The following is a 22,663-nucleotide window of genomic DNA, read 5'->3' on the forward strand; positions in this document are numbered from 1 at the left end:
ATGTCCAGATTCTTTATCGACCGGCCGATCTTCGCCTGGGTGATTGCCCTGGTGATCATGCTGGCTGGCGGCCTTTCCATCCTCAATCTGCCGGTCAACCAGTACCCCAGCATCGCGCCACCGGCGATCGGCATTCAGGTCACCTACCCGGGCGCCTCGGCGCAGACGGTGCAAGACACCGTGGTGCAGGTCATCGAGCAGCAGCTCAACGGCATCGACGGGCTGCGCTACATCAGCTCGGCGAGCAACTCCGACGGCAGCATGGAAATCACCGTGACCTTCAACCAGGGGGTCAATCCGGACATCGCCCAGGTGCAGGTGCAGAACAAGCTGCAGCTGGCCACGCCGCTGCTGCCGCAGGAGGTCCAGCAGCAGGGCATCCGCGTGACCAAGTCGGTGCGAAACTTCCTGATGGTGGTTGGGGTGGTTTCCAGTGATGGCAGCATGACCCAGAGCGACCTGGCCGACTACATCGTCTCCAACATCCAGGACCCGTTGTCGCGCACCAGCGGCGTCGGTGACTTCCAGGTCTTCGGTTCGCAATATGCGATGCGCATCTGGCTGGACCCGGGCAAGCTGAACAATTTCCAGCTGACCCCAATGGACGTGAGCAATGCCATTCGCGAGCAGAACGTGCAGATTTCCTCGGGGCAGTTCGGTGCGCTGCCGTCGGTTCCGGGACAGCAGCTGAGCGCGACCATTATCGGCAAGACCCGTCTGCAGACGCCCGAGCAGTTCCGTGAAATCCTGCTCAAGGTCAACAGCGACGGCTCCCAGGTGCGCCTGAAGGACGTCGGCCGGGTCGAGCTCGGCGCCGAGCGCACGGCCATCACCGCTCAGTACAACGGCAATCCCGCCGCCGGCATCGGTATCAAGCTGGCCACCGGCGCCAATGCGCTGGACACCGCCAAGGCAATACGCCAGACGCTGGCCGAGCTGCAGCCGTTCTTCCCGCCGGGCGTGGAAGTGGTATATCCCTACGACACCTCGCCGGTGGTGGCGACCTCGATCAACAACGTGGTGCACACGCTGTTCGAGGCCATCGTGCTGGTGTTCCTGGTGATGTACCTGTTCCTGCAGAACTTCCGCGCGACCCTGATCCCGACGCTGGCGGTTCCCGTGGTACTGCTGGGCACCTTCGGCCTGCTGGCCGCGTTCGGCTTCAGCATCAATACGCTGACCATGTTCGCCATGGTCCTGGCCATCGGCCTACTGGTGGACGATGCCATCGTGGTGGTGGAGAACGTCGAGCGGGTGATGGCCGAGGAAGGGCTGTCGCCGGTGGAGGCCACACGCAAGTCCATGGGGCAGATCCAAGGTGCGCTGGTGGGCATCGGCCTGGTGCTCTCGGCGGTGTTCGTGCCGATGGCGTTCTTCGGCGGTTCGACCGGTATCATCTATCGCCAGTTCTCCATCACCATCGCCTCGGCGATGGGGCTGTCGGTACTGGTGGCGCTGATCTTTACCCCGGCGTTGTGCGCCACCATGCTCAAGGCCAGCGATGGCGAGCATCAGCAGAAGCGCGGTTTCTTCGGCTGGTTCAACCGCACCTTCGACCGCGGCGTGCATCGCTACGAGCAGGGTGTGGCCGGGGTGCTCAAGCGCAAGCTGCCGTTCCTGTTGATCTACTTGGTGATCGTCGCGGCCATGGCGTTGCTGTTCACCCGCCTGCCCGGCGCTTTCCTGCCGGACGAGGACCAGGGTGTGCTGTTCGCCCAGATACAGACGCCGGCTGGTTCCACCGCCGAGCGAACCCAGCAGACCGTGGACGCCATGCGTAAGTACCTGCTGGACGAGGAAAGCGACGTGGTCAATTCGGTGTTCACCGTGACTGGCTTCAACTTCGCCGGGCGTGGACAGAACTCGGCCATGGCCTTCATCGGGCTCAAGCCATGGGACGAGCGTACCGCGGCCGGCACCAGCGTCTTCGATCTGGCGCAACGTGCGCAGGAGCGCTTCTTCCAGTTCCGCGACGCGCAGGTGTTCGCCTTCGCGCCACCGGCGGTCATGGAGCTGGGCAACGCCACCGGCTTCAACTTCTACCTGCAGGACCAGGCGGGCCTCGGCCACGAAACCCTGATGCAGGCACGTAACCAGTTCCTCGGGCTGGCGGCGCAGAGTCCGCTGCTGCAGGCCGTGCGACCCAACGGGCTGAACGACGAACCGCAGTACCAGTTGCTGATCGACGACGAGAAGGCCCGTGCGCTGGGTGTTTCGCTGGGCGAGATCAACAACGCGCTGGCGATCGGCTGGGGCTCCAGCTACGTCAACGACTTCATCGACCGTGGCCGGGTGAAGAAGGTGTACATGCAGGGCGACGCGCCCGCGCGCATGACGCCCGAGGACCTGGACAAGTGGTTCGTGCGCAACGCTCAGGGCGAAATGGTGCCGTTCAGCGCCTTCGGCAGCGGTGAATGGGTCTATGGCTCGCCGAAGCTCGCGCGTTACAACGGCGTGCCGGGGATGGAGATTCTCGGCGAGCCGGCGGCCGGCTACAGCACCGGCGATGCCATGGCCGAGGTCGAGCGCCTGGCGCAGCAGCTGCCGCCCGGGATCGGCGTGTCGTGGACCGGGCTTTCCTTCGAGGAGATCCTCTCCGGCGGCCAGGCGCCGGCGCTCTACGCGCTCTCGCTGCTGGTGGTGTTCCTCTGCCTGGCGGCGCTGTACGAGAGCTGGTCGATTCCCTTCGCGGTGATGCTGGTGGTGCCGCTGGGCGTCATCGGCGCCGTACTGGCGACCACCGGCCGTGGCCTGACCAACGACGTGTTCTTCCAGGTCGGCCTGCTGACCACCATCGGTCTGACGGCGAAGAATGCCATTCTGATCGTCGAGTTCGCCAAGGATCTGTACCGCGACGGCATGGGTCTGTTCGAGGCGACGGTGCAGGCTTGCCGCATGCGCCTGCGTCCTATCATCATGACCTCGCTGGCCTTCACTCTCGGCGTGGTGCCGCTGGCCATGGCCAGCGGCGCCGGCGCAGGCAGTTCGCACGCCATCGGTACCGGCGTGATCGGCGGGATGGTCACCGCCACCGTGCTGGTGATCTTCTGGGTGCCGCTGTTCTTCGTGCTGGTGACGTCGATTTCCAGTCGCAAAACCGAAGTAGGTGAAGAAACGAAGGGGAATGCCCAGTGAACAAGTCCTTATTGAGCCTGGCATTGCTGGCGGCCCTGAGCGGCTGCTCGCTGATACCCGACTACCAGCGGCCGCAGAGTCCGGCCGCCGAGGCCTGGCCCGAAGGGCCGGCCTATGCCGCGGGCGCGGCGCAGGCGCAGCGCGAACTGGGCTGGCGCGAATTCTTTAGCGACCCGGCGCTGCAGCAACTGATCGAGGTAGCGCTGGAGAACAACCGCGACCTGCGCGTGGCGGCGCTGAATGTCGACGCCTATCGCGCGCTGTACCGCATCCAGCGTGCCGATCTGCTGCCGGCGGTGAGCGCCGACGGTGTGGGGACGCGCAGCCGCACTCCTGGCGATTTGAACATGAGTGGCGAGCCGGCCATCAGCAGCCAGTACAGCGCCACCTTCGGCGTGTCCTGGGAGCTGGACCTGTTCGGTCGTCTGCGCAGTCTGCGCGACCAGGCGCTGGAAGAGTTCTTCGCCAGCGAGGCCGCACAGCGCAGCACCCAGATCAGTCTGATCGCCAGTGTCGCCAATGCCTGGCTGACGTTGCAGGCCGATCAGGCTTTGCTGCAGGTCACTCGCGATACGCTCAAGACCTATGAAGAGAGCTTTGGTCTGACCCAGCGCAGTTTCGACGTCGGGGTCGCTTCGGCGCTGGAGCTGCGTCAGGCGCGCAGCGCCGTCGATAGTGCGCGGGTGAACATCGAGCAGTACACCCGCCTGGTAGCGCAGGACCGCAACGCGCTGACGCTGTTGCTGGGGCAGAGCCTGCCGGCCGAGCTGCCATCAGGCGACGGTCTCGAACGTACCCAGCTGGCAACGTTGCCGGTCGGGTTGCCCTCCGATCTGCTTCAGCAACGCCCGGATATTCTTCAGGCCGAGTATCAGCTGCGCGCGATCAACGCCAGCATCGGCGCGGCGCGGGCGGCGTTCTTTCCACGCATCAGCCTGACCGGCGCTGCGGGTTCGGCGAGCAGCGAGCTGTCCGGGCTATTCGATGGCGGCTCCGGTTACTGGAGCTTCTCGCCGAGCATCAGCGTGCCGATCTTCAATGCCGGCCAGCTGCGGGCGAATCTGGACTACGCCCAGATCAGCAAGAACATCCAGGTCGCGCAATACGAGAAGGCGATCCAGACCGCCTTCCGCGAAGTGGCCGACGGGCTGGCGGCTCAGGCCACCTACACGCGGCAGGTGCAGGCACAGCGTGATCTGCTGCAGACCAGCGAGGACTACTACAACCTCGCCGAGCGCCGCTATCGCACGGGCATCGACAGCTACCTGACCGTGCTCGATGCGCAGCGCCAGCTGTTCAGCGTGCAGCAGCAGCTGATCACCGATCGCCTGGCGCAGATGACCAGCGAGGTCAATCTGTTCAAGGCGCTGGGCGGCGGCTGGCAGGAGGCGGCGCAGGCGCAGCCAGCAGAAGGTTGAGGCGATGCGGTGGCCGGTTACGGTACACCAGCACCGATAACACGCAGATACGAAAACGCCGCCCATCGGGCGTAATGCTGTTCACTTAAGCATTTGAGTCCAAGCCGGGCTTTCCAGAAAATCCGATATCAGTCTCCTGGTATCGGATTTTTTATGCCCATTCAGCAGCAACTGTTCGACCTTAGCGACCTCTTCAACTTCTCCGACCTCAGCACCTTCACTCAGAACATCCCTGTCGAATGGGTTGCCAGTGCGCTCAACCTCTCTGCTCAGGCCACCATAAGACGGCGACGCCTACCGAGTGACCAGGTGCTTTGGTTGGTGCTGGGCATGGCGCTGTTCCGCGATGAGCCCGTACATGAAGTAGCCAGGCGCCTGAATATTTGCGCTCAAGGCCTGGCATCTGATCAATTACTGGCGCGCAGCGGTGTGACTGAAGCGCGTAAAAGGCTGGGTGCCGACCCGGTCGAGTCCTTGTTCCGTCAGACAGGTAAACAATGGGGCTGCGAGCGATACGAAGGCGATGCTTGGCACGGCTTGCAAGTATTCGCAGTAGATGGCGCATTTCTGCGAACCCCTGACTCACCTGAGCTGAGAGAACATTTCGGTTCTGGCAATACGGGCAACGACCGCCAGACGCCTTTCCCAATGCTACGGCTTGTTGCCCTGATGAATGTGCGCTCCCACGTGATCCTCGATGCTCAGCTTAGTCCCTACCGGGACAGCGAAATGCGCCTGGCCGAAACCTTCCTGAGTCAGATCCCGGACAATTCGATCACATTGTTCGACAAGGGCTTCTGGGGTGCTGATCTGCTGTTGGGCGTGGTGGGTGGAGGAAGCAATCGGCACTGGCTGACGCCAGCGCGCAAGGGGCTGGTGATGGAGGAAGTCGAGCGTTATGGCGAACATGATCGCCGTGTTCGGATGAAGGTCTCGCCCAGGCACGCAAACGTAATCCCGAGCTGCCTACACACTGGGAGGTGCGTGAGGTCAGCTATGAAAGCCGAGGGCGCGTCAGATCGTTGCTCACTTCTCTGCCGGCCAAGGGGTACAGCACAAAAGCTGTCGCCGAGTTGTATCTGGAGCGTTGGGAGATTGAGTTGGGCTTCAGGGACATCAAAAGCTCAATGCAACAAAACGCGGTGACGCTACGGAGCAAGAAGGTCGAGCTGATTTATCAGGAGGTGTGGGGGCTCCTGCTCGCTTATAACATCATCCGTCGGGAGGCCAGCCAAGCCGCAGTCACCTTTGGCCGAACACCATCGGATATACGCTTCAAGCCCGCCTGCCAGTACATTGCGGTGCAACTGATCGTCATGGCAGCGGCCAATCCGGTATCGGCAACAGGTAGAAGGTTGGCTGAGTTAAGAGGAGGTGTCGGGGGGATGTTTCTGGATCACCGTCCAAGGCCAAAAAGGCCAAGGACGGTGAAGATTTCCAAAACCCGATATCCGGTGGATCGTAAGGCTGCCCCGCTTAAGTGAACAGCATTACGCCCATCGGGCGGCGTTTTCGTTTGTGGCTCAGACTTCGCGGTTGCGTGTCAGCAGGGCCGGTTTCTCACCCCGTGGACGGGTTGGCAGCTGCTCGAGCTGATCCAGGCTGGGCAGGCGATCGATCTTCGATTCCTTGTGGATGATCACTGGCTGCTTTTCACGCGGCTTGGCGGCTTCCTGACGCGCGACAGCCGGCTCTTCGATCCGTCGACCCTCGTTCTTGCGCCGTGGCTGGCCGTTGCGCGGCTGACCGTTGCGCGCCGCCTGACCTTGGCCTGCACCTGAGCGCTTGCCCTTGCCGGCGGGGGCGCCCGCAGCACCAGAACGTGCGGCACCGGCGGCACGAGGCGCACTACCAGGCTGAGCCGGGGAGCCGGGACGGCGACCGCGGTTCTGCTTGTTCTGGTAGGGGCTGACGTAGTCGACACGATTGCCGAAGTTGTCCACTTCGTCATCGAGAAACTCGTCCGGGGCACGGTTTGGTGGCAGCTGTGGCGGGCGAGCAACGGCTTGCGCTTCGCTGGCGGCGCCATCGCGAGCAGGCTTGCGCGCCTTGCTTTGGCCGCGGCGATTGCGTTCCTTCTGCTCGGCGTTTTTCTCTGCCGGCTTGTCGCGTTCGCCGCGTGCCTTGCGTTCGCCACGTTGCGGCCGCGGCTGGCGCGGTTCACGCACTTCCGGTTTCTCCGCCTCGATGGCGCTGGCATCGAAGCCCATCAGGTCGCCTTCGGGAATGCGCTGCTTGGTCATGCGCTCGATGCCCTTGAGCAGCTTTTCCTCGTCCGGCGCGACCAGCGAAATGGCTTCACCACTGCGCCCGGCACGGCCAGTACGGCCGATGCGGTGCACGTAGTCTTCCTCGACATTGGGCAGCTCGAAGTTGACCACATGCGGCAGCTGGTCGATGTCCAGGCCACGGGCGGCGATATCGGTGGCCACCAGGATGCGCACCTGGTTGGCCTTGAAGTCGGCCAGAGCCTTGGTGCGGGCGTTCTGGCTCTTGTTGCCATGGATCGCGGCAGCCGGCAGGCCATGCTTCTCCAGATACTCGGCCAGGCGGTTGGCGCCGTGCTTGGTACGGGTGAAGACCAGCACCTGCTCCCAGGCGCCCTGGGTGATCAGGTGGGCGAGCAGGGCGCGCTTGTGGCTGGCGGCGACGCGGAACACGCGCTGCTCGATGCGCTCGACGGTGGTGTTCGGCGGGGTGACCTCGATGCGCTCCGGGTTGTGCAGCAGCTTGGCGGCGAGGTCGGTGATGTCCTTGGAGAAGGTCGCCGAGAACGGCAGGTTCTGGCGTTTGGCCGGCAGCTTGGCCAGGACCTTCTTGACGTCATGGATGAAGCCCATGTCGAGCATGCGGTCGGCTTCGTCGAGGACGAGGATTTCCACGTGCGACAGATCGATGGCTTTCTGGTTGGCCAGGTCGAGCAAGCGACCTGGGCAGGCGACCAGCACGTCGAGGCCCTTGGCCACGGCCTGGATCTGCGGATTCATGCCGACGCCGCCGAAGATCACCGCGCTTTTCAGCGGCAGATCGCGAGCGTAGATCTTGAAACTGTCGTGAACCTGGGCGGCGAGCTCGCGGGTCGGTGTCAGCACCAGCACGCGCGGCTGTTTCGGGCCGTAGCGGTGTTCACGATCCGGGTGACCACCCGGGAACAGCAGTTCGAGTACCGGCAGGGCGAAACCGCCTGTCTTACCGGTTCCGGTCTGGGCGGCGACCATCAGGTCGCGGCCTTGCAACACGGCGGGAATGGCCCGCTGTTGCACGGGAGTAGGCTGGGTGTAACCGGCGGCCTCGACGGCACCGGCCAAAGCCTCGGAGAGACCGAGGGAAGCAAAGGACATGAGTAATCCTGTCTTGTTAGGGGCGAGGCCCTGGGATGATCATGCCTGGCTCGAATCGCGACTGGCGTGCGATCCCGTCCGGTCCTGCCGCGGGTCATATGTGCGGCATCCGGGCGTAAGCCTGGCGGAAGCGCGGAGTATAACAGAGCCTGTTAACGCCGCATTGCTCTGACAGTGTCGCAGGTCACGGGTTCATTAGCCAGCTCCGTATTTCTACGGAGCCGGCTGGTGCTCAGCGTGACAGCCCGAGGTTGTTCCAGATCGCCAGGCTCGGTTCGGCCTGGTTCAGCGTGTAGAAGTGTAGGCCTGGCGCACCGCCGGCCAGCAGCTTCTGACACATCTCGGTGATGACATGCTCGCCGAAGGCCTGGATGCTCTGCATGTCGTCGCCGTAGCTTTCGAGCTGTTTGCGCACCCAGCGCGGAATCTCGGCGCCGCAGGCATCGGAGAAGCGTGCCAGCTTGCTGTAGTTGGTGATCGGCATGATGCCAGGCACCACCGGGGTTTCCACGCCGAGTTCGCGCACGCGCTCGACGAAGTAGAAGTAGCAGTCGGCATTGAAGAAGTACTGGGTGATGGCACTGTCGGCGCCGGCCTTGGCCTTACGCACGAAGTTGGCCAGGTCGTCTTCGAAGTTGCGTGCCTGCGGATGCATTTCCGGGTAGGCGGCAATCTCGATATGGAAGTGATCGCCGGTCTCGCTACGGATGAATTCCACCAGCTCGTTGGCGTAGCGTAGCTCGCCGCTGGCCATGCCCATGCCGGACGGCAGGTCGCCGCGCAGGGCGACGATGCGCTGGATGCCAGCCTCCTTGTAGAGGTTCAGCAGTTCGCGCAATTCGGCCTTGGTGTCGCCGACGCAGGACAGGTGCGGAGCGGTCGGCACCTTCACCTCGCCGTCGAGCTGCAGCACGGTGTTGAGCGTGCGATCGCGGGTCGAGCCACCGGCACCGTAGGTGCAGGAGAAGAAATCGGGTTGGTAGCCGGCCAGCTGGCGGGCCACGTTCAGCAGTTTTTCGTGCCCGGCTTCGGTCTTGGTGGGGAAGAACTCGAAGCTGATGGATGGGCGGTTCGAAGCGGTCATTCGGTTATTCCTTGGGCTGCAGGCTGCTGGCGACGAATGCAGGGCGCAGTTCGTCGCCAGCAGCATGACCTGCTTAGTAGCGGTAGCTGTCCGGCTTGAACGGACCTTCGACGGTCACGCCGATGTATTCCGCCTGCTTGGTGGTCAGCTGGGTGACCACGCCACCGAAGCCCTTGACCATTTCCAGCGCCACTTCCTCGTCGAGCTTCTTCGGCAGCACCATGACGGTGACGTTCTGGCTCTTCTCGGCAACCGGCAGGTCGGCGAACTTCTCGTTGTAGAGGTGGATCTGCGCCAGTACCTGGTTGGCGAAGGAGCCGTCCATGATCCGGCTCGGATGACCGGTGGCGTTGCCCAGGTTCACCAGGCGGCCCTCGGCCAGCAGGATCAGGTAATCGTCGTTGGTCGGGTCGACGCTCTTGCCGGTGCGGTGGATCTTGTGCACCTGCGGCTTGACCTCTTCCCAGCCCCAGTTCTGGCGCATGAAGGCGGTGTCGATCTCGTTGTCGAAGTGGCCGATGTTGCACACCACGGCGCGCTTCTTCAGCGCCTTGAGCATGCCGGCGTCGCACACGTTGACGTTACCGGTGGTGGTGACGATCAGGTCGATCTTGCCCAGCAGTGCCGCGTCGACGCTGGCTTCGGTGCCGTCGTTGAGACCGTTCTTGTACGGCGAGACCAGCTCGAAGCCGTCCATGCAGGCCTGCATGGCGCAGATCGGGTCGACTTCCGAGACCTTGACGATCATGCCTTCCTGGCGCAGCGACTGCGCCGAGCCCTTGCCGACGTCGCCGTAGCCGACCACCAGCGCCTGCTTGCCCGACAGCAGATGGTCGGTGGCGCGCTTGATAGCGTCGTTGAGGCTGTGGCGGCAGCCGTACTTGTTGTCGTTCTTGCTCTTGGTGACCGAGTCGTTGACGTTGATTGCCGGGATCTTCAGCGTGCCGCCCTTGAGCATGTCGAGCAGACGGTGCACGCCGGTGGTGGTTTCCTCGGTCACGCCGTGGACGCGCTCGAGTGCCTGCGGGTACTTGTCGTGCAGAATCTGGGTCAGGTCACCGCCGTCGTCCAGCACCATGTTGGCGTCCCACGGCTGGCCGTCCTTGAGGATGGTCTGCTCGATGCACCACTCGTATTCCTCTTCGGTTTCGCCCTTCCAGGCGAATACCGGGATGCCGGCCGCGGCGATGGCGGCAGCGGCCTGATCCTGGGTGGAGAAGATGTTGCAGGAGGACCAGCGTACTTCGGCGCCGAGGGCGATCAGCGTCTCGATCAGCACGGCGGTCTGGATGGTCATGTGGATGCAGCCGAGGATCTTCGCGCCCTTGAGCGGCTGCTCGGCGGCGTATTTCTTGCGCAGGCCCATCAGCGCGGGCATTTCGGATTCGGCGATGATGATTTCGCGGCGGCCCCAGGCGGCCAGGGAAATATCGGCGACCTTGAAGTCGGTGAAACCGGCAGGCGTCATGACAGCACTCATCGAAGAGTTCTCCATTCGTAAGATGCGAATGGGCGCCGTTGATGCGTTCTGGAAACGCCCCATCCGAGCCTGACAGGTTTCATCCTGCTGCAGCGCCCCTCGGACGGGTGGCGGGCACGGTCGAAGCGGAGTCGACCGGGGAAAAGCCCGGCGATTATAGCTGTGCCGCGCGGCAATCCCAACCCCGCGCGGCGCGAACTACCGTGCGCGCAAGGGGGTCGAAAATCACAGGTTCGGTGACCCTTGCCGGGCGAAACCGTTTCAGGAGACCGCCATGAACCCCATGCTTCGCTTTGCGCCCGTGTTGCTTGTCGGCGCTTTCAGCCTGCCTGCCGCTGCCAAATCCTGTTATGTGCACAGCGAAACCTCCGGCGCGGTTCCTGCGCCAGTAGTGACCGAGCAGTGTTTCGAATTCCACGGCGTGGACAAGGACGATGCCATCGACTGGGTCTGCCAGGACAATGAAGCCGTGAGAAATTCCCACCGCGAGCTTCGCGACAGCTGTCCCGACGGCCACTTCGGTGTCTGCACCGCACCGATGACGGCGGAGACGCTGGCCAACGAGCGTGCCACCGGCTCCCAAGCGGAGAACGGTACCCTGCCCAGCCAGGTGGGCGGCGATGCGACGATCGTCACCTATCACTATCACGCCAGCGATCGGGCGCAGGCCAAGATCGATTGCGAAAGCGCTGGCGGCAGCTGGTCGCAATAAGCTTGCCGAGCAATCTTTGCTGACGAAGTCGAAACCCGACTGATTTGTTCAACCGCGCATGGGCGGGGATAATCCCGCGCTTTGCATCGACGAGTGGTTGAACCATGAAGCTGAGTCTGCTGAGCCTGCCCCTGATTGCTGTCCTGGCGCTGACGGGCTGCGACCGGGTCGACCCCAATTCCCCGTTGGGCAAGCGCAAGGCGATCTATCAGGCGATGCTCGATACCAAGGAAGACCTCGGCGGCATGCTGCGCGGGCGCATTCCCTTCGATGGCGACGCCTTTCGCTCCGGTGCGGTCAAGCTGGACGAGCTCTCGCGGCAGCCTTGGCAGCATTATCCCGAGGTGAAGGAAGAGCAGAGCGACGCGCGTGACGACGTCTGGCAGCGTCAGGAGCGATTCAACGAGATGGCCCGCGAACTGGAAGCGACTACGGCCGCACTGGCGAGTGTGACGACGGCCGCCCCGGTTACCGCACAAAGCGTGGCGCCGGCGTTCCAGCGGGTCGAGGATGCCTGTGAAGCCTGCCACAAGGAGTTCCGCGCCTACTGATGTGGGGTCAACGGCGCAGCGATTCGAGCTTTTCCCGGGACTTGGCCAGCTGATTGCGGCGCAGCTCGATCAGCTGGGTATCGCCGGTGCTCAAGGCCTCGCGTAGCAGCGTCTCGCGCCGTTCAACCTGGCGATTGGTGTGATCGTATTCGACCTGATGCGGATGCAGGGCAACCACGCCCTGGCACTGCTCGGTCAGGCTCTGCAGTTCACTGTTGAGTTGCGTCTGGCGCAGTTTGTCGCCCTGCAGGCGCGCCTGTTGCAGTTGCTCGCGCAAGGCCTGGCGCTGTTCGTGGCACTGGCGGTCAGCGTTGGGGGCCGCGGTAGCCAGCGGGCTGATGGCGGTAGCGCCGATCAGCAGGGCAATCGGCCAATGTCGCAAAGACATGCCTCGCCTCCATAATTGTTATCCAGCTCCTATCGACCGCGAAATTCGGGGAAAGTCCCTTCAGAACCCCGAAACACCGACAGCGCGCAGCCTGTGACGCAGCAGCTGCAGCTCTGGCGCATGAAAGAAGGCATACAGCTGTTCTGCGCGTGCCTTTCCCACGCCCGGTTCCGCCTGCCATTGCGCCACGCTGCGTGCCGCCAGTGCGTTCCAGTCGGACTGCACGGCGAGCGGCAGATTGACCGGCATGCCGAGCGCCTTGAGCCATTGGCTCGCCGGCTTCTGTCGGGCGAGAGCGAAGCTCGCGACCAGCTTGCTGGCGCGCGCCTTGCCGATGCCTGGGACCTGTTGCAACGTCTCCGCGTCCAGCTCCAGCCAGGCGAGCAGATCGGGCAGCAGTCCGGCGTCCAGCAGGGTCTGCCAGTTGCCTTGGCCTACGCCGGGAAGGCCGAGCCCCGGCTTGCCGCTCAGCCAGACCAGGCGGGCGATGAATTGCTGCTCGCAGCCCGGTGTCGGCCGCCAGCAGCTGTGCGCGTGATACTGCGACGGGTCCGGTGCCACCACCGCTGCGCGTTCGGCGCTGCGCCAGACCACCGAATCCAGTTGCGGGATGCTATGCCCGGCGAGCGCAACCGCGATCTGGTCGCCGGGGCGCACATCCAGTGCGCGCCAGCGCTCCAGCGAGCCGAGGCTGAGCGTACGGATTCGGCGATCGTCGAGCTGTACCGGCACCAGCTGCAGCATCGGCGTGATGCGCCCGGTGCGGCCGATGCGAAACTCCACGGCGCGCACCTCGCTCACTGCCTTGCGCAACGGATGCTTCCAGGCCGCCGCCCAGTGTGGCTCGGCCTGCCAGCGCTCGGCTGGTGGGCGCGTGCCTTGCCGCAATACCACGCCGTCGGTGGCGAATGGCAGCGGTTGCCGGTACCACTGTTCGCGCCAATGCCGCGCTTGCGCGAGATCCGGTAGCGGCAGGCTGAACCGTTGACTGTCGATGAACCCCATGGCGGCCAGCCGCTGCAGGCGGAGGTCTATCTGCTCCGGCCCGTTCGGCCAGTCCCAGACGAACAGGCCGATCTGCGCCGCCGTATCGGTATCCAGCCGGTTGCTGGCCATGGCGCCGGCGACACGGCTGCGCGCGCCTGCGCTGCCATGCGTGGCCTGCACGTGCTGCTCCAGACGCCAGTAGAGTTCGCCCTGCAGTATCACCTCGCCTGGCTCTGCAAGTCGCGACGGCACCGCAGGCAGCTGCCGGACGTGGGCGGTCCAGTCCTGCCCGCTGTGACCGTCGCCGCGGCTGACGGCTTGCTGCAGCAGACCGTCGCGATAGACCAGGCTGACCGCCACGCCGTCCACTTTCGGCTGAATCCACAGGTCCTCGCGGCGCTCGATCCAGGCGGCGACCGCCTGTTCATCGGCGAGCTTGGTCAGCCCGGTCTGCATCACCGGATGCCGTACCGGACCGCCGGCGCCGGCCAGCGGGTCCCGCGCCGCGACGGTGCCTGGGAAACAGCGCTGCCAGTCGTGCAGGCGCGCACGGCTCTGGTCGTAGATTTCGTCATCCACCAGCGACAGGCCGCGGCGGTGATAGGCCTCGTCCCAGTGCTGCAGTTGCCGTTGGAGGCTGGTGATTTCCTGTTGCGCTCGCACAGCGTTCCAGGCCGGACAGACGGCGAAGCAAAGGGGCGAAAAAAGGCACAGCGACAGTGCGATCAGGCGTTGCATGGCGAGCATCCTTGCTCTGATGAGTTGGGCGGGCCTCCGGTCGTTGGAGGCCGCTCATTGTCGCCGGCTCGACGCGGCGCGACCGTGCGTCAGCGCATATTGAACAATTCCTGGTGGAAATCCCGCGGTGGCAGACCGTGGCGCTGCAGGTCCTTGCGCAGATCCTGACCGAAGCCCGCCGGGCCGCAGAACCAGACATCGCTGTCGTGCCATTGCGGCGCCAGCTGGCGAAGACGTTCGGGCGTCAGCCGCCCGCCCTCGCTGGCGACCAGCACGTGCAGGCGCACCCGGGCGCGTTCGGCCAGTTCGCGGATACGCTCGAGGAAACGCTGGTCCGGCGCGCTGGTGCAGTAGAACAGATCGACGTTGTCGCCCCTGCCACTCGCGGCGAGCGCCTGCAGCCGGCCGATGAAGGGCGCGATGCCGATACCGCCAGCGATCCAGATCTGCCGTGGCTTGCGGCTGTGGAAATCGAAGCAGCCATAGGGGCCTTCGACCTTCACTGCATCGCCCACCTTCAGGGTGTCCGGCAGGGTACGGGTGTAGTCACCGAGGCCCTTGATGGAGAAGGCCAGCTTGCCGTCGTTGCACCAGGCCGAGGAGAGGCTGAAGGGGTGCGGCCCTTCCCTGTCGTCGAAGGTGACGAAGGCGAATTGCCCGGCCTTGTGCCCCGGCCAGGGGCCGTCGAGCTTGATATCGACGCGCAGTACGCGATTGTCACGGTGATAGGTCAGGCTCTCGATGCGACCGACTACCTGATGCTTGCGGCCGATGCGGCGCAGCAGCGAGATGCAGGCCGCTATGGAGCCCGAAACCATCAGCACGGCGAGGACCAGGCCCAGCGGCGAGGCCCAGTAGTCGGGTGGGGTCAGCACCACCGAGTGCGCCACCAGTGCCAGATAGACCAGCGCCAGCCAGCGGTGCGTCTTGAAGAACCAGCGGTAGGGGAAGCGCTTGACCAGCGCCAGCACGACCAGAATTGCCGCGGCATAGAAGGCCCATTCGCCGATCGTCTCGGCGAGGCCGCGAAAGCGCTGCAGCAGGGCGAAGATGCCTTCATGCAACTGGCCCTCGCCGGCGCGCCGGGCCGGCTTTGCCAGCCAGCCGAAGCCGACCAGCCATTTCGGAATCTGCCCCCAGCCCCAGTGGAAGATGGCGATCACCAGGGCGCTGATGCCCAGCCATTTGTGCAGGCGATAGGTCTTGTCCAGGCCGTCGAAGAGGCGCTCGAAGCGCCGCGGTCGCACCGCCAGCACCATCGCCACGCTCATCGCGACGATGCCGAACACGCCGCTGAAGTGCACCATCACCTTGCGTAACGGCCAGAACTGATAGCGCGCCATGATGAAGTCGTCCACCAGCAGCCAGAGCAGCGTCAGTCCGACGAACAGCGCGAAGTAAGTGAGTTTTATCTGTCTCATCTCGAGAAAGCCTCCTTGCTGGCGTCCCGTGTGCCAGCGCTTCCAAGCGTGTATTCAGCGCCGCGACGCCGCCATGATCACGGTCACTGCAAGCTGTGACTGGGAGACGGCGGGCGCCCTGCGTTGCGTTTTTATCTCTACAATTGCGCCCCTGATTCCTCGAAGAGACGAGCCCGTGCAGCCAGTGATCGCCATCGAGCAGCTCACCAAGACCTACGCATCCGGTCATCCAGCGCTGAAGCGGATCGACCTGGAGATCCGCAAGGGCGAGATCTTCGCCCTGCTCGGCCCCAACGGCGCCGGCAAGACCACGCTAATCAGCATCATCTGCGGCATCGTCAATCCCGGCAGCGGGCATGTGCGAGTGGATGGCCACGACATCATCCGCGACTACCGCGCCGCGCGCGCGAAGATCGGCCTGGTGCCGCAGGAGCTGTACAACGAGGGCTTCGAGAGCGTCTGGGCGACGGTGCGTTTTTCCCGCGGGTTGTTCGGCAAGGCGCCTGACGACGCCTATCTGGAACGGCTGCTGCGCGACCTGTCGCTGTGGGACAAGCGCGATGCCCGCATCCTCGAGCTTTCCGGCGGCATGAAGCGCCGCGTGATGATCGCCAAGGCGCTGTCACACGAGCCGTCGATCCTGTTTCTCGACGAGCCAACCGCCGGCGTCGACGTAGAGCTGCGCCGCGACATGTGGGAAATGGTTCGCGGTCTGCGTGACCGCGGCGTGACCATCATCCTCACCACCCACTACATCGAGGAGGCCGAGGAAATGGCCGACCGCATCGGGGTGATCAGCAAGGGCGAGATCATTCTCGTCGAGGACAAGGCCGTGCTGATGCACAAGCTCGGCAAGAAACAGCTGACGCTGCAACTGCAGCGGCCGCTGGCCGAGATTCCGGTGGAACTGGCCAGCTATCCCCTGGAGCTCATCGATGCCGGCAATCAGCTGGTGTTCACCTTTGACGCCCAGCATGAGGACACCGGCATCGCCGAGCTGCTTCGGCGCCTGACCGCCCACGGTATCGACTTCAAGGATCTGCAGTCGAGCCAGAGCTCGCTGGAAGAAATCTTCGTCAACCTCGTTCACGGTCGCTGAGGAAAAGCCCGCATGAATTTCTACGCGATCCGCGCGATCTACCTGTTCGAACTGGCGCGCACCTGGCGCACCCTGCTGCAGAGCATCGCCACGCCGGTGATCTCGACGTCGCTGTACTTCGTGGTATTCGGCTCGGCCATCGGCGCGCGCATGGAGGCGATGCACGGCATCCCCTACGGGGCGTTCATCATCCCCGGGCTGATCATGATGGCGCTGCTCACCGAGAGCATTTCCAATGCCTCGTTCGGCATCTACATGCCGCGCTACTCGGGGACGATCTACGAGGTGTTGTCGGCGCCGGTGTCCTATGTCGAGATCGTCATCGGCTATGTCGGCGCGGCGGCTACCAAGTCGCTGGTGCTCGGCGTGGTCATCCTGCTCACCGCCCGGCTGTTCGTCGATTACGAGATCCAGCATCCGCTGACGATGGCGCTGTTCCTGGTGCTGACGGCCGTCACCTTCTGCCTGTTCGGCTTCATCATCGGCATCTGGGCCGATGGCTGGGAGAAGCTGCAGATCGTTCCGGCGCTGATCGTCACGCCGCTGGCCTTTCTCGGCGGCAGCTTCTATTCCGTCGAGATGCTGCCGCCGCTCTGGCAGAAAGTCACCTTGTTCAACCCGGTGGTGTACCTGATCAGCGGCTTCCGTTGGAGCTTCTACGGCGTCTCGGACATCGACGTCGGCATCAGCCTGGCGATGATCCTCGGTTTTCTCGCCGCATGCCTGCTGGCGGTGTGGTGGATATTCAAGACCGGGTATCGGTTGAAGAACTAGCCGCAAATGAAAACGCCCGCAGATGCGGGCGTTCTCATCACGGCGTTGAGGCTTATTTGCCGAACATTTTGCCCAGGCCGAGAACCGCATCCTTCGCCTGGCTGACTGCCTGGAGCTTCTCGTTCACTGCGGCAGTGTCGTCACCATCGGCATTGGCTGCCAAGCCTTCGGTGTTGAGCTGGGCGCAGCCGCCTTCGACTTGATTCAAGGCCTTGTTGAGCTTCTCGTTGCCTAGCATCTGGCCGAGCAGTTTGCCGGCTTCCAGATTGCCTTTTTGAGCGGCCAGTTGTTCTTCGCACTTGACTTGAACGTCAGTGGCGGCGGCGTGCAGCGAGCTGGCGAGAAGCAGGGCGGCACAGCCGAGGATGTGGGAAATACGCATGGATAAGCTCCTGTGTAGTGCCGATCACGATAAGTGACCGATCGAGTCCATTCGAAAAGGGCGGCGATGATAGCTTTTTGCCCTTGCTGCGCAAAGGGTCTTTGGAAACAGGTTTCGTGACGCAGTGCTGGTAGTGAATGGTGTCTGCTGCGGTTCACCCTTGAAAGCAAAAAAGCCCCGCGCGGCTTGCGCCGGCGGGGCTTCTTGTCAGGTGGTCGCGCTTACAGCCCGGCAGCGGCACGCAAGGCGTCGGCCTTGTCGGTCTTTTCCCAGGTGAAGGCGGTGAAGGTGTCGGCACCCACCGTCATCTCGTACGGGTTGCGACCGAAGTGGCCGTAGGCCGCGGTGGCCTTGTACATCGGGTGCAGCAGGTCGAGCATGCGGGTGATCGCGTAAGGACGCAGATCGAAATGCTCGCGGACCAGGGCGATGATCTTGTCGTCGCTGAGCTTGCCGGTGCCGAAGGTGTTCAGCGAGATGGAGGTCGGCTGGGCCACGCCGATGGCGTAGGACACCTGAATCTCGCAGCGATCGGCGAGGCCGGCGGCGACGATGTTCTTCGCCACGTAGCGGCCGGCATAGGCGGCGCTGCGGTCGACCTTGGACGGGTCCTTGCCGGAGAACGCGCCACCGCCGTGGCGGGCCATGCCGCCGTAGGTGTCGACGATGATCTTGCGCCCGGTCAGGCCGCAGTCACCCACCGGGCCGCCGATGACGAACTGGCCGGTCGGGTTGATGTGGTATTGGGTGTCCTTGTGCAGCAGCTCGGCCGGCAGGCTGTGCTTGATGATCAGCTCCATCACCGCTTCGCGCAGGTCGCTCTGCTTGACTTCCGGGTTGTGCTGGGTGGACAGCACGATGGCGTCGATGCCGGCGACCTTGCCGTTCTCGTAGCGGCAGGTGACCTGGCTCTTGGCGTCCGGGCGCAGCCATGGCAGCAGGCCGTTCTTCCGTGCTTCGGCCTGGCGTTCGACCAGGGCGTGGGAGAAGCGGATCGGCGCCGGCATCAGCACGTCGGTTTCGTTGCTGGCGTAGCCGAACATCAGGCCCTGATCACCGGCACCCTGGTCTTCCGGCTTGGTGCGGTCGACGCCCTGGGCGATGTCCACCGACTGCTTGCCGATGATGTTGATGATGCCGCAGGTGGCGCCGTCGAAACCGACTTCCGAGCTGTTGTAGCCGATGTCGACGATGACGTCGCGCACCAGTTGTTCCAGATCGACCCAGGCCGAAGTGGTGACTTCACCGGCAACGATCGCCACACCGGTCTTGACCATGGTTTCGCAGGCCACGCGGGCATGCTTGTCCTCGGCGATGATGGCGTCGAGCACCGCATCGGAGATCTGGTCGGCGATCTTGTCCGGATGCCCTTCGGACACGGACTCGGAGGTAAAAATCGAGTATTCGCTCATCTATCGGTTTCCTATTACCGGTGGGTGAGTCGGTCGTCAGGGGCGGACCGGGAAAAGTACCGGGCCTGGATCTGAAAACCGTTCTTCAAGCCAATGTAGAGGCTCTCGCCGGGCGTGAGCCCCGCGGCATCGGCCCAACGGGCCAGATCGTCCTGTTCGAAGCCCAGCCAGAGATCGCCGCAGGCCTCCCTGGCCCAACTCTGGTTGTGGCTGCACAGCTCCGTGACCAGCAGACTGCCGCCCGCGTTCACCAGCCGTGCCAGTTGTTTGATCGCCTCGCCGGGCGCCGCCAGGTGATGCAGCACCATGTTCAGCACCACACAGTCGGCCGGCGGGCAGTCGTCGTGCAGTGCGTCGGCGAGCTTCAGCTCGACGTTTGTCAGCCCCGCTTCCTGACAGCGCGCACGCGCCAGGTCGAGCATGGCTGGGCTGTTGTCCAGCGCCACTACGTGTGCGAAGCGCCGCGCCAGCTCCGGCAGGAAGCTGCCATCACCAGGGCCGACTTCCAGTGCGGTGGCGCTGGCATCGAAGTTCAGCACATCGAGCAAGGCCACCACATTGTCGCGATATTGCGGCAGGCCGGCGATCAGGTCCTGGCGGGCCTGGAAGCTGTCAGCCATGCGCGCGAAGAAGTCCTCGCTGGCGGCGCTGCGCTGGGCATGCACGGCGGTGATGCGGGCTTCGATCTCGCGCGGCAGCTGCAACCGATCGGCTTCCTCGAGCAGCGCTGCGTGCAGCTTGCCGCCGGGGCTGTCGACCTGCGGCAGGCTGCGCCGGTAGAACACCGCGTTGCCTTCGCGGCGGGTCGCCAGCAGCCCGGCCTGGGTCAGCACCTTGAGGTGGTGGCTCATGCCCGACTGGCCGATGGCGAAGATCTGCGCCAGCTCCAGTACGCCGAACGAATCGTTGGCCAGCGCCCGCAGTACATTCAGACGCAATGCATCGCCGCCGGCCTTGCACAGGGCGGCGAGCGAATCACTGGCGTCGAAACGGATCTGTGGCATGCGCAGGCTCATAAGCCGCGCAGTCTAGTCGGTCACTTTTCGTACAGCAAGGGCAATATCAAAAAGTTTTGATATTGCCCTTGTGGGTGCAGGGTTACTGCAGCAGGCGGGACAATCCAAGGGTGCAGGACACCAGGCCGAGGCCGATGAGGAAGTAGTTCGGCAGGATATCCAGCAGGCGCTGGATCGGCCCTTCGTCGGCCAGACGGCGCGAGAGCAGGCTGTAAGCGAGCAGGATGCTCAGATCGATCACCGCCCAGATCACGATGAGCACCGTCGCCTGTGGCGCGAACGGTTGCGCGGGCAGGATGAAGCCGGGGAGGAAGGCGAGAAAGAACAGGATGTCCTTCGGGTTGGACAGGCCCACGGCCATCGCCCGCCAGAAATAATGCGCCTCGCTGCGCTTGGGTGTGGCGGCCTCGCTACGTCCGCCACAGAGGCTGTCGCAACCCAGCCAGATCAGGTACAGGCCGCCAAGGATCTGCCCGGCTTCGAGCACCAGCGGGTCGAGGTCCAGCGCCAGGTAGATCATCACCAGCGCGGCGATCATCAGGATCTGCGCAGACAGCGCACCGCCGAGAATCGTCCACAGCGGCCAGCGCCGGCGCGCATCGGATACCACCAGTGCGACCACCGGTCCGGGGGAGGCGATCAGCAGGGCGACTGCCGCGGCGAAGGCGAGATAGGTAGCGTTCATAGTTCGGTCACCAGGCCGAACACCCGGCTGCGTTTGCCCAGGCGCTCGGCATAGAAGTTCGGATTGGTGATGGCGAAGGCGCGCTGGATCCAGCGGTCGCTGCCGTCGAAGCGTGCACTGAAGGGGCTGCGCGCGTGAGCGGTGCGGCGATTGTCGATGATCAGCATGTCGCCACGATTCAGCCGCACCGGCTCGACCACCTCCCAGGCGATGGTGCGCAGCTTGTCCATCAGTTGCTGGGCGCGGCTGCTGAAGGCCAGCATGAAGTGCGGGTCGAAGCGGAAGAACGGCGCATTCGGGTCGCCATAGAGGATGGTCTGGTGGCGATTGATGTCGATGCGCTGGTTCTTTTCGGTGGGGCCGTAATCGGACAGGAAGTTGTACGGCTCGGTGAGGAAGAACGCCTGCTCTTCGAAGGTAAGTCGCTCGAGAATGCGCTCGATCGAGGCGATATAGGTGACCGCCTCGGCGTCCGGGTCCTGGCGCAGGCAGAGCAGCACCAGATAGTCGGGCAGTACGGCGTGGAAAGCGTTTTCCGTGTGCAGGTCCAGTTCGGTGTCGAAACTGTCCGACGTCGCGCCGCGGGAATGCGCCTGCTGCGGGAAGAAGTTGTTGACGATGCAGCCCTCGGACTCCTGCAGATAGCCGATCGGTTCGCCGAGCAGGGCGGTGGCCTGCAGCAGAAGACGCTCGCTGCTGTCGTCGGGTTTGCAGAGGTGCTCGCGGCTCAGCGGCGTTGGCGGGATGTCGCCAATGGGCAGGCTTTCGAGGGTCATGAAGCCTTTCTTGTTGCCGAACAGCCTGAAATTGATGATCTGGCCGATCTGCTCATGCTGCAGCGCGCTTTTCTCTACCGCATTGGCCAGGAGCGTCTCGTAGTATTTGTTCTGCATGGCATCCTTTCCTGAGTTTTTATTGGTGTGCGTGCGCGTTGAGGGAATGCAGAACCTGGCCCGTAACCCATTGCTGGCGCAGTATTGGGATGCTGGAAAAAATTGGAAAATGGAAAAAACAACCCCTAAGGATGAGTTTTAGTCATGCCGGATCCGGTTGTCGCAGCGCCACGCATGCCACCGCTCTATGCCTTGCGCGCCTTCGAGGTGGCGGCGCGTTTCGGCTCGTTCACCCAGGCCGCGCAGAGCCTGTTCATCACGCAGAGTGCGGTCAGCCGGCACGTGAAGACGCTGGAGGAACATCTGGGCTGCCAGCTGTTCGAGCGGCACGGCTCGCGTCTGACGCTGACCGATGCCGGACGACTGCTGGCGCAGGAGCTGAAGATCGGTTTTCGTACCATCGAAAACGCCTGCGTCGCGGTGACCCGTCAGCGCGGTGCGTTGCGCCTGAAGGCGCCGTCGACCCTGACCATGCGCTGGTTGCTGGGCACGCTGGAAGGCTTTCATATGGCCAATCCGCAGAACCGTGTGCAGCTGACCAGCGCCTGGATGGATCTGGACGCGGTGGATTTCAGTAGCGAGCCGTTCGACTGCGCAATTTTGCTCGGTAACGGCGGTTTCCCCGCTGATTGGCGACGGGTGAAGCTGTTCGACGAGTGGCTGGTGCCGGTCTGTGCCCCCGAACTGCTTGGCACTACGGCCTGGACCACGCAGCGGCTGGGCGAGGCCGAGCTGATCCATCCCTCGCGGGACTGCCGCGACTGGCGGCGCTGGCTGCAGCGTACCGGGCGCGCGGATCAGATCGCCTGGCAGCAGGGCAAGCTGTTCGACACCCTCGAGTTGGGCATCTCCGCAGCGGCGCAGGGGCATGGCGTATCGATCGGCGACCTGGCGCTGGTTGGCGCCGAGCTGCAGCGCGGCAGTCTGGTGCTGCCGTTCCATCAGGCGGTGAAGTCCGGCGACAGCTATTACCTGGTCTGGCCCGGTGGCGGCGATGAGTCGGCGACCCTGATGCGCATGAGCGATTACCTGCTCGAACACCTGCCGGACGTGACCAGTCAGGGTGTCGAGCTGTTGGATTGAGCGTGTGGGGCGGCCATTCAGTCATTGCCCCGGCCACCCTCGGTAGGGGAAAATGGCCGCCTTT

General features: G+C 63.9%; 18 protein-coding genes, 1 pseudogene and 1 riboswitch. Of the genes and pseudogenes, 8 read left to right on the forward strand and 11 right to left on the reverse strand.

Translation table 11 applies throughout. From position 1 onward, the window contains the following. The 3 genes and pseudogenes from P5704_015405 to P5704_015415 all read left to right on the forward strand — a co-directional run bounded on the left by P5704_015405 (position 1) and on the right by P5704_015415 (position 6,037). Entirely contained in the window at positions 1-3,135 is a 3,135-nt protein-coding gene (locus P5704_015405) for an efflux RND transporter permease subunit (protein WOF77439.1), read from the forward strand. Further along, positions 3,132-4,553: an AdeC/AdeK/OprM family multidrug efflux complex outer membrane factor gene (adeC, locus tag P5704_015410; GenBank protein ID WOF77440.1), complete on the forward strand. Its 1,422-nt coding sequence runs from the start codon at positions 3,132-3,134 to the stop codon at positions 4,551-4,553. The genes P5704_015405 and adeC overlap by 4 nt, the downstream gene beginning before the upstream one ends. A gap of 159 nt (positions 4,554-4,712) precedes the next feature. Next, positions 4,713-6,037: pseudogene (locus P5704_015415) on the forward strand (IS4 family transposase). 39 nt (positions 6,038-6,076) lie between these two features. Here P5704_015415 and P5704_015420 read toward each other — a convergent pair. The 3 genes from P5704_015420 to ahcY all read right to left on the reverse strand — a co-directional run bounded on the left by P5704_015420 (position 6,077) and on the right by ahcY (position 10,458). Beyond that, positions 6,077-7,894 carry a DEAD/DEAH box helicase gene (locus tag P5704_015420; protein ID WOF77441.1) on the reverse strand — a complete coding sequence of 606 codons (1,818 nt, stop codon included), beginning with the start codon at positions 7,892-7,894 and terminating at the stop codon, positions 6,077-6,079. Positions 7,895-8,126: 232 nt separating this feature from the next. Then, positions 8,127-8,978, reverse strand: coding sequence for a methylenetetrahydrofolate reductase [NAD(P)H] (gene metF, locus P5704_015425; protein ID WOF77442.1), 852 nt, complete (start codon positions 8,976-8,978; stop codon positions 8,127-8,129). A gap of 73 nt (positions 8,979-9,051) precedes the next feature. Continuing rightward, positions 9,052-10,458, reverse strand: coding sequence for an adenosylhomocysteinase (ahcY, locus tag P5704_015430; protein WOF77443.1), 1,407 nt, complete (start codon positions 10,456-10,458; stop codon positions 9,052-9,054). A 23-nt stretch (positions 10,459-10,481) separates the two neighbouring features. Then, a riboswitch (S-adenosyl-L-homocysteine riboswitch) is annotated at positions 10,482-10,565 on the reverse strand. 167 nt (positions 10,566-10,732) lie between these two features. On the opposite strand from ahcY, the gene P5704_015435 reads away from it, so the two are divergent. Both P5704_015435 and P5704_015440 read left to right on the forward strand, forming a co-directional pair. Then, entirely contained in the window at positions 10,733-11,170 is a 438-nt protein-coding gene (locus tag P5704_015435) for a hypothetical protein (GenBank protein ID WOF77444.1), read from the forward strand. Positions 11,171-11,274: 104 nt separating this feature from the next. Continuing rightward, complete coding sequence (locus tag P5704_015440) at positions 11,275-11,721, forward strand: cytochrome c (protein WOF77445.1); 447 nt, start codon at positions 11,275-11,277, stop codon at positions 11,719-11,721. A 7-nt stretch (positions 11,722-11,728) separates the two neighbouring features. Here the strand turns inward: P5704_015440 and P5704_015445 are convergent, their stop codons facing one another. From P5704_015445 to P5704_015455, 3 genes are all read right to left on the reverse strand, one after another. Continuing rightward, positions 11,729-12,109, reverse strand: a complete 381-nt coding sequence (locus tag P5704_015445) for a DUF1090 domain-containing protein (protein ID WOF77446.1) — start codon at positions 12,107-12,109, stop codon at positions 11,729-11,731. Between the two features lie 60 nt (positions 12,110-12,169). Continuing rightward, positions 12,170-13,834, reverse strand: coding sequence for an NAD-dependent DNA ligase LigB (gene ligB / locus P5704_015450; protein WOF77447.1), 1,665 nt, complete (start codon positions 13,832-13,834; stop codon positions 12,170-12,172). 89 nt (positions 13,835-13,923) lie between these two features. Then, positions 13,924-15,255 (reverse strand): ferric reductase-like transmembrane domain-containing protein, encoded by a 1,332-nt coding sequence (locus P5704_015455; protein WOF77448.1) that lies wholly within the window; start codon positions 15,253-15,255, stop codon positions 13,924-13,926. Positions 15,256-15,430: 175 nt separating this feature from the next. Between P5704_015455 and P5704_015460 the strand changes: the two genes are divergently transcribed. Beyond that, the gene (locus P5704_015460; GenBank protein WOF77449.1) at positions 15,431-16,354 is read left to right on the forward strand and encodes an ABC transporter ATP-binding protein; all 924 of its coding nucleotides are present in this window, start codon (positions 15,431-15,433) and stop codon (positions 16,352-16,354) included. A gap of 12 nt (positions 16,355-16,366) precedes the next feature. Continuing rightward, entirely contained in the window at positions 16,367-17,128 is a 762-nt protein-coding gene (locus P5704_015465) for an ABC transporter permease (GenBank protein WOF77450.1), read from the forward strand. Between the two features lie 52 nt (positions 17,129-17,180). On the opposite strand, the gene P5704_015470 is transcribed toward P5704_015465, so the two are convergent. From P5704_015470 to P5704_015490, 5 genes are all read right to left on the reverse strand, one after another. Beyond that, positions 17,181-17,510, reverse strand: a complete 330-nt coding sequence (locus P5704_015470) for a hypothetical protein (protein ID WOF77451.1) — start codon at positions 17,508-17,510, stop codon at positions 17,181-17,183. A 221-nt stretch (positions 17,511-17,731) separates the two neighbouring features. Beyond that, positions 17,732-18,922 carry a methionine adenosyltransferase gene (gene metK / locus P5704_015475; protein WOF77452.1) on the reverse strand — a complete coding sequence of 397 codons (1,191 nt, stop codon included), beginning with the start codon at positions 18,920-18,922 and terminating at the stop codon, positions 17,732-17,734. Positions 18,923-18,936: 14 nt separating this feature from the next. Then, positions 18,937-19,938, reverse strand: coding sequence for a metalloregulator ArsR/SmtB family transcription factor (locus P5704_015480; protein ID WOF77453.1), 1,002 nt, complete (start codon positions 19,936-19,938; stop codon positions 18,937-18,939). A gap of 82 nt (positions 19,939-20,020) precedes the next feature. Beyond that, positions 20,021-20,623, reverse strand: coding sequence for a LysE family translocator (locus P5704_015485; GenBank protein ID WOF77454.1), 603 nt, complete (start codon positions 20,621-20,623; stop codon positions 20,021-20,023). Further along, positions 20,620-21,516, reverse strand: a complete 897-nt coding sequence (locus P5704_015490) for a TauD/TfdA family dioxygenase (GenBank protein ID WOF77455.1) — start codon at positions 21,514-21,516, stop codon at positions 20,620-20,622. The genes P5704_015485 and P5704_015490 overlap by 4 nt, the downstream gene beginning before the upstream one ends. Positions 21,517-21,660: 144 nt before the next feature. Here P5704_015490 and P5704_015495 point away from each other — a divergent pair, with 144 nt between their 5' ends. Then, positions 21,661-22,599: a LysR substrate-binding domain-containing protein gene (locus P5704_015495; GenBank protein ID WOF77456.1), complete on the forward strand. Its 939-nt coding sequence runs from the start codon at positions 21,661-21,663 to the stop codon at positions 22,597-22,599. Positions 22,600-22,663 lie beyond the last annotated feature (64 nt).

Origin of the sequence: Pseudomonas sp. FeN3W (assembly GCA_030263805.2) — a bacterium.
Taxonomy (GTDB): Bacteria; Pseudomonadota; Gammaproteobacteria; order Pseudomonadales; family Pseudomonadaceae; genus Stutzerimonas; species Stutzerimonas stutzeri_G.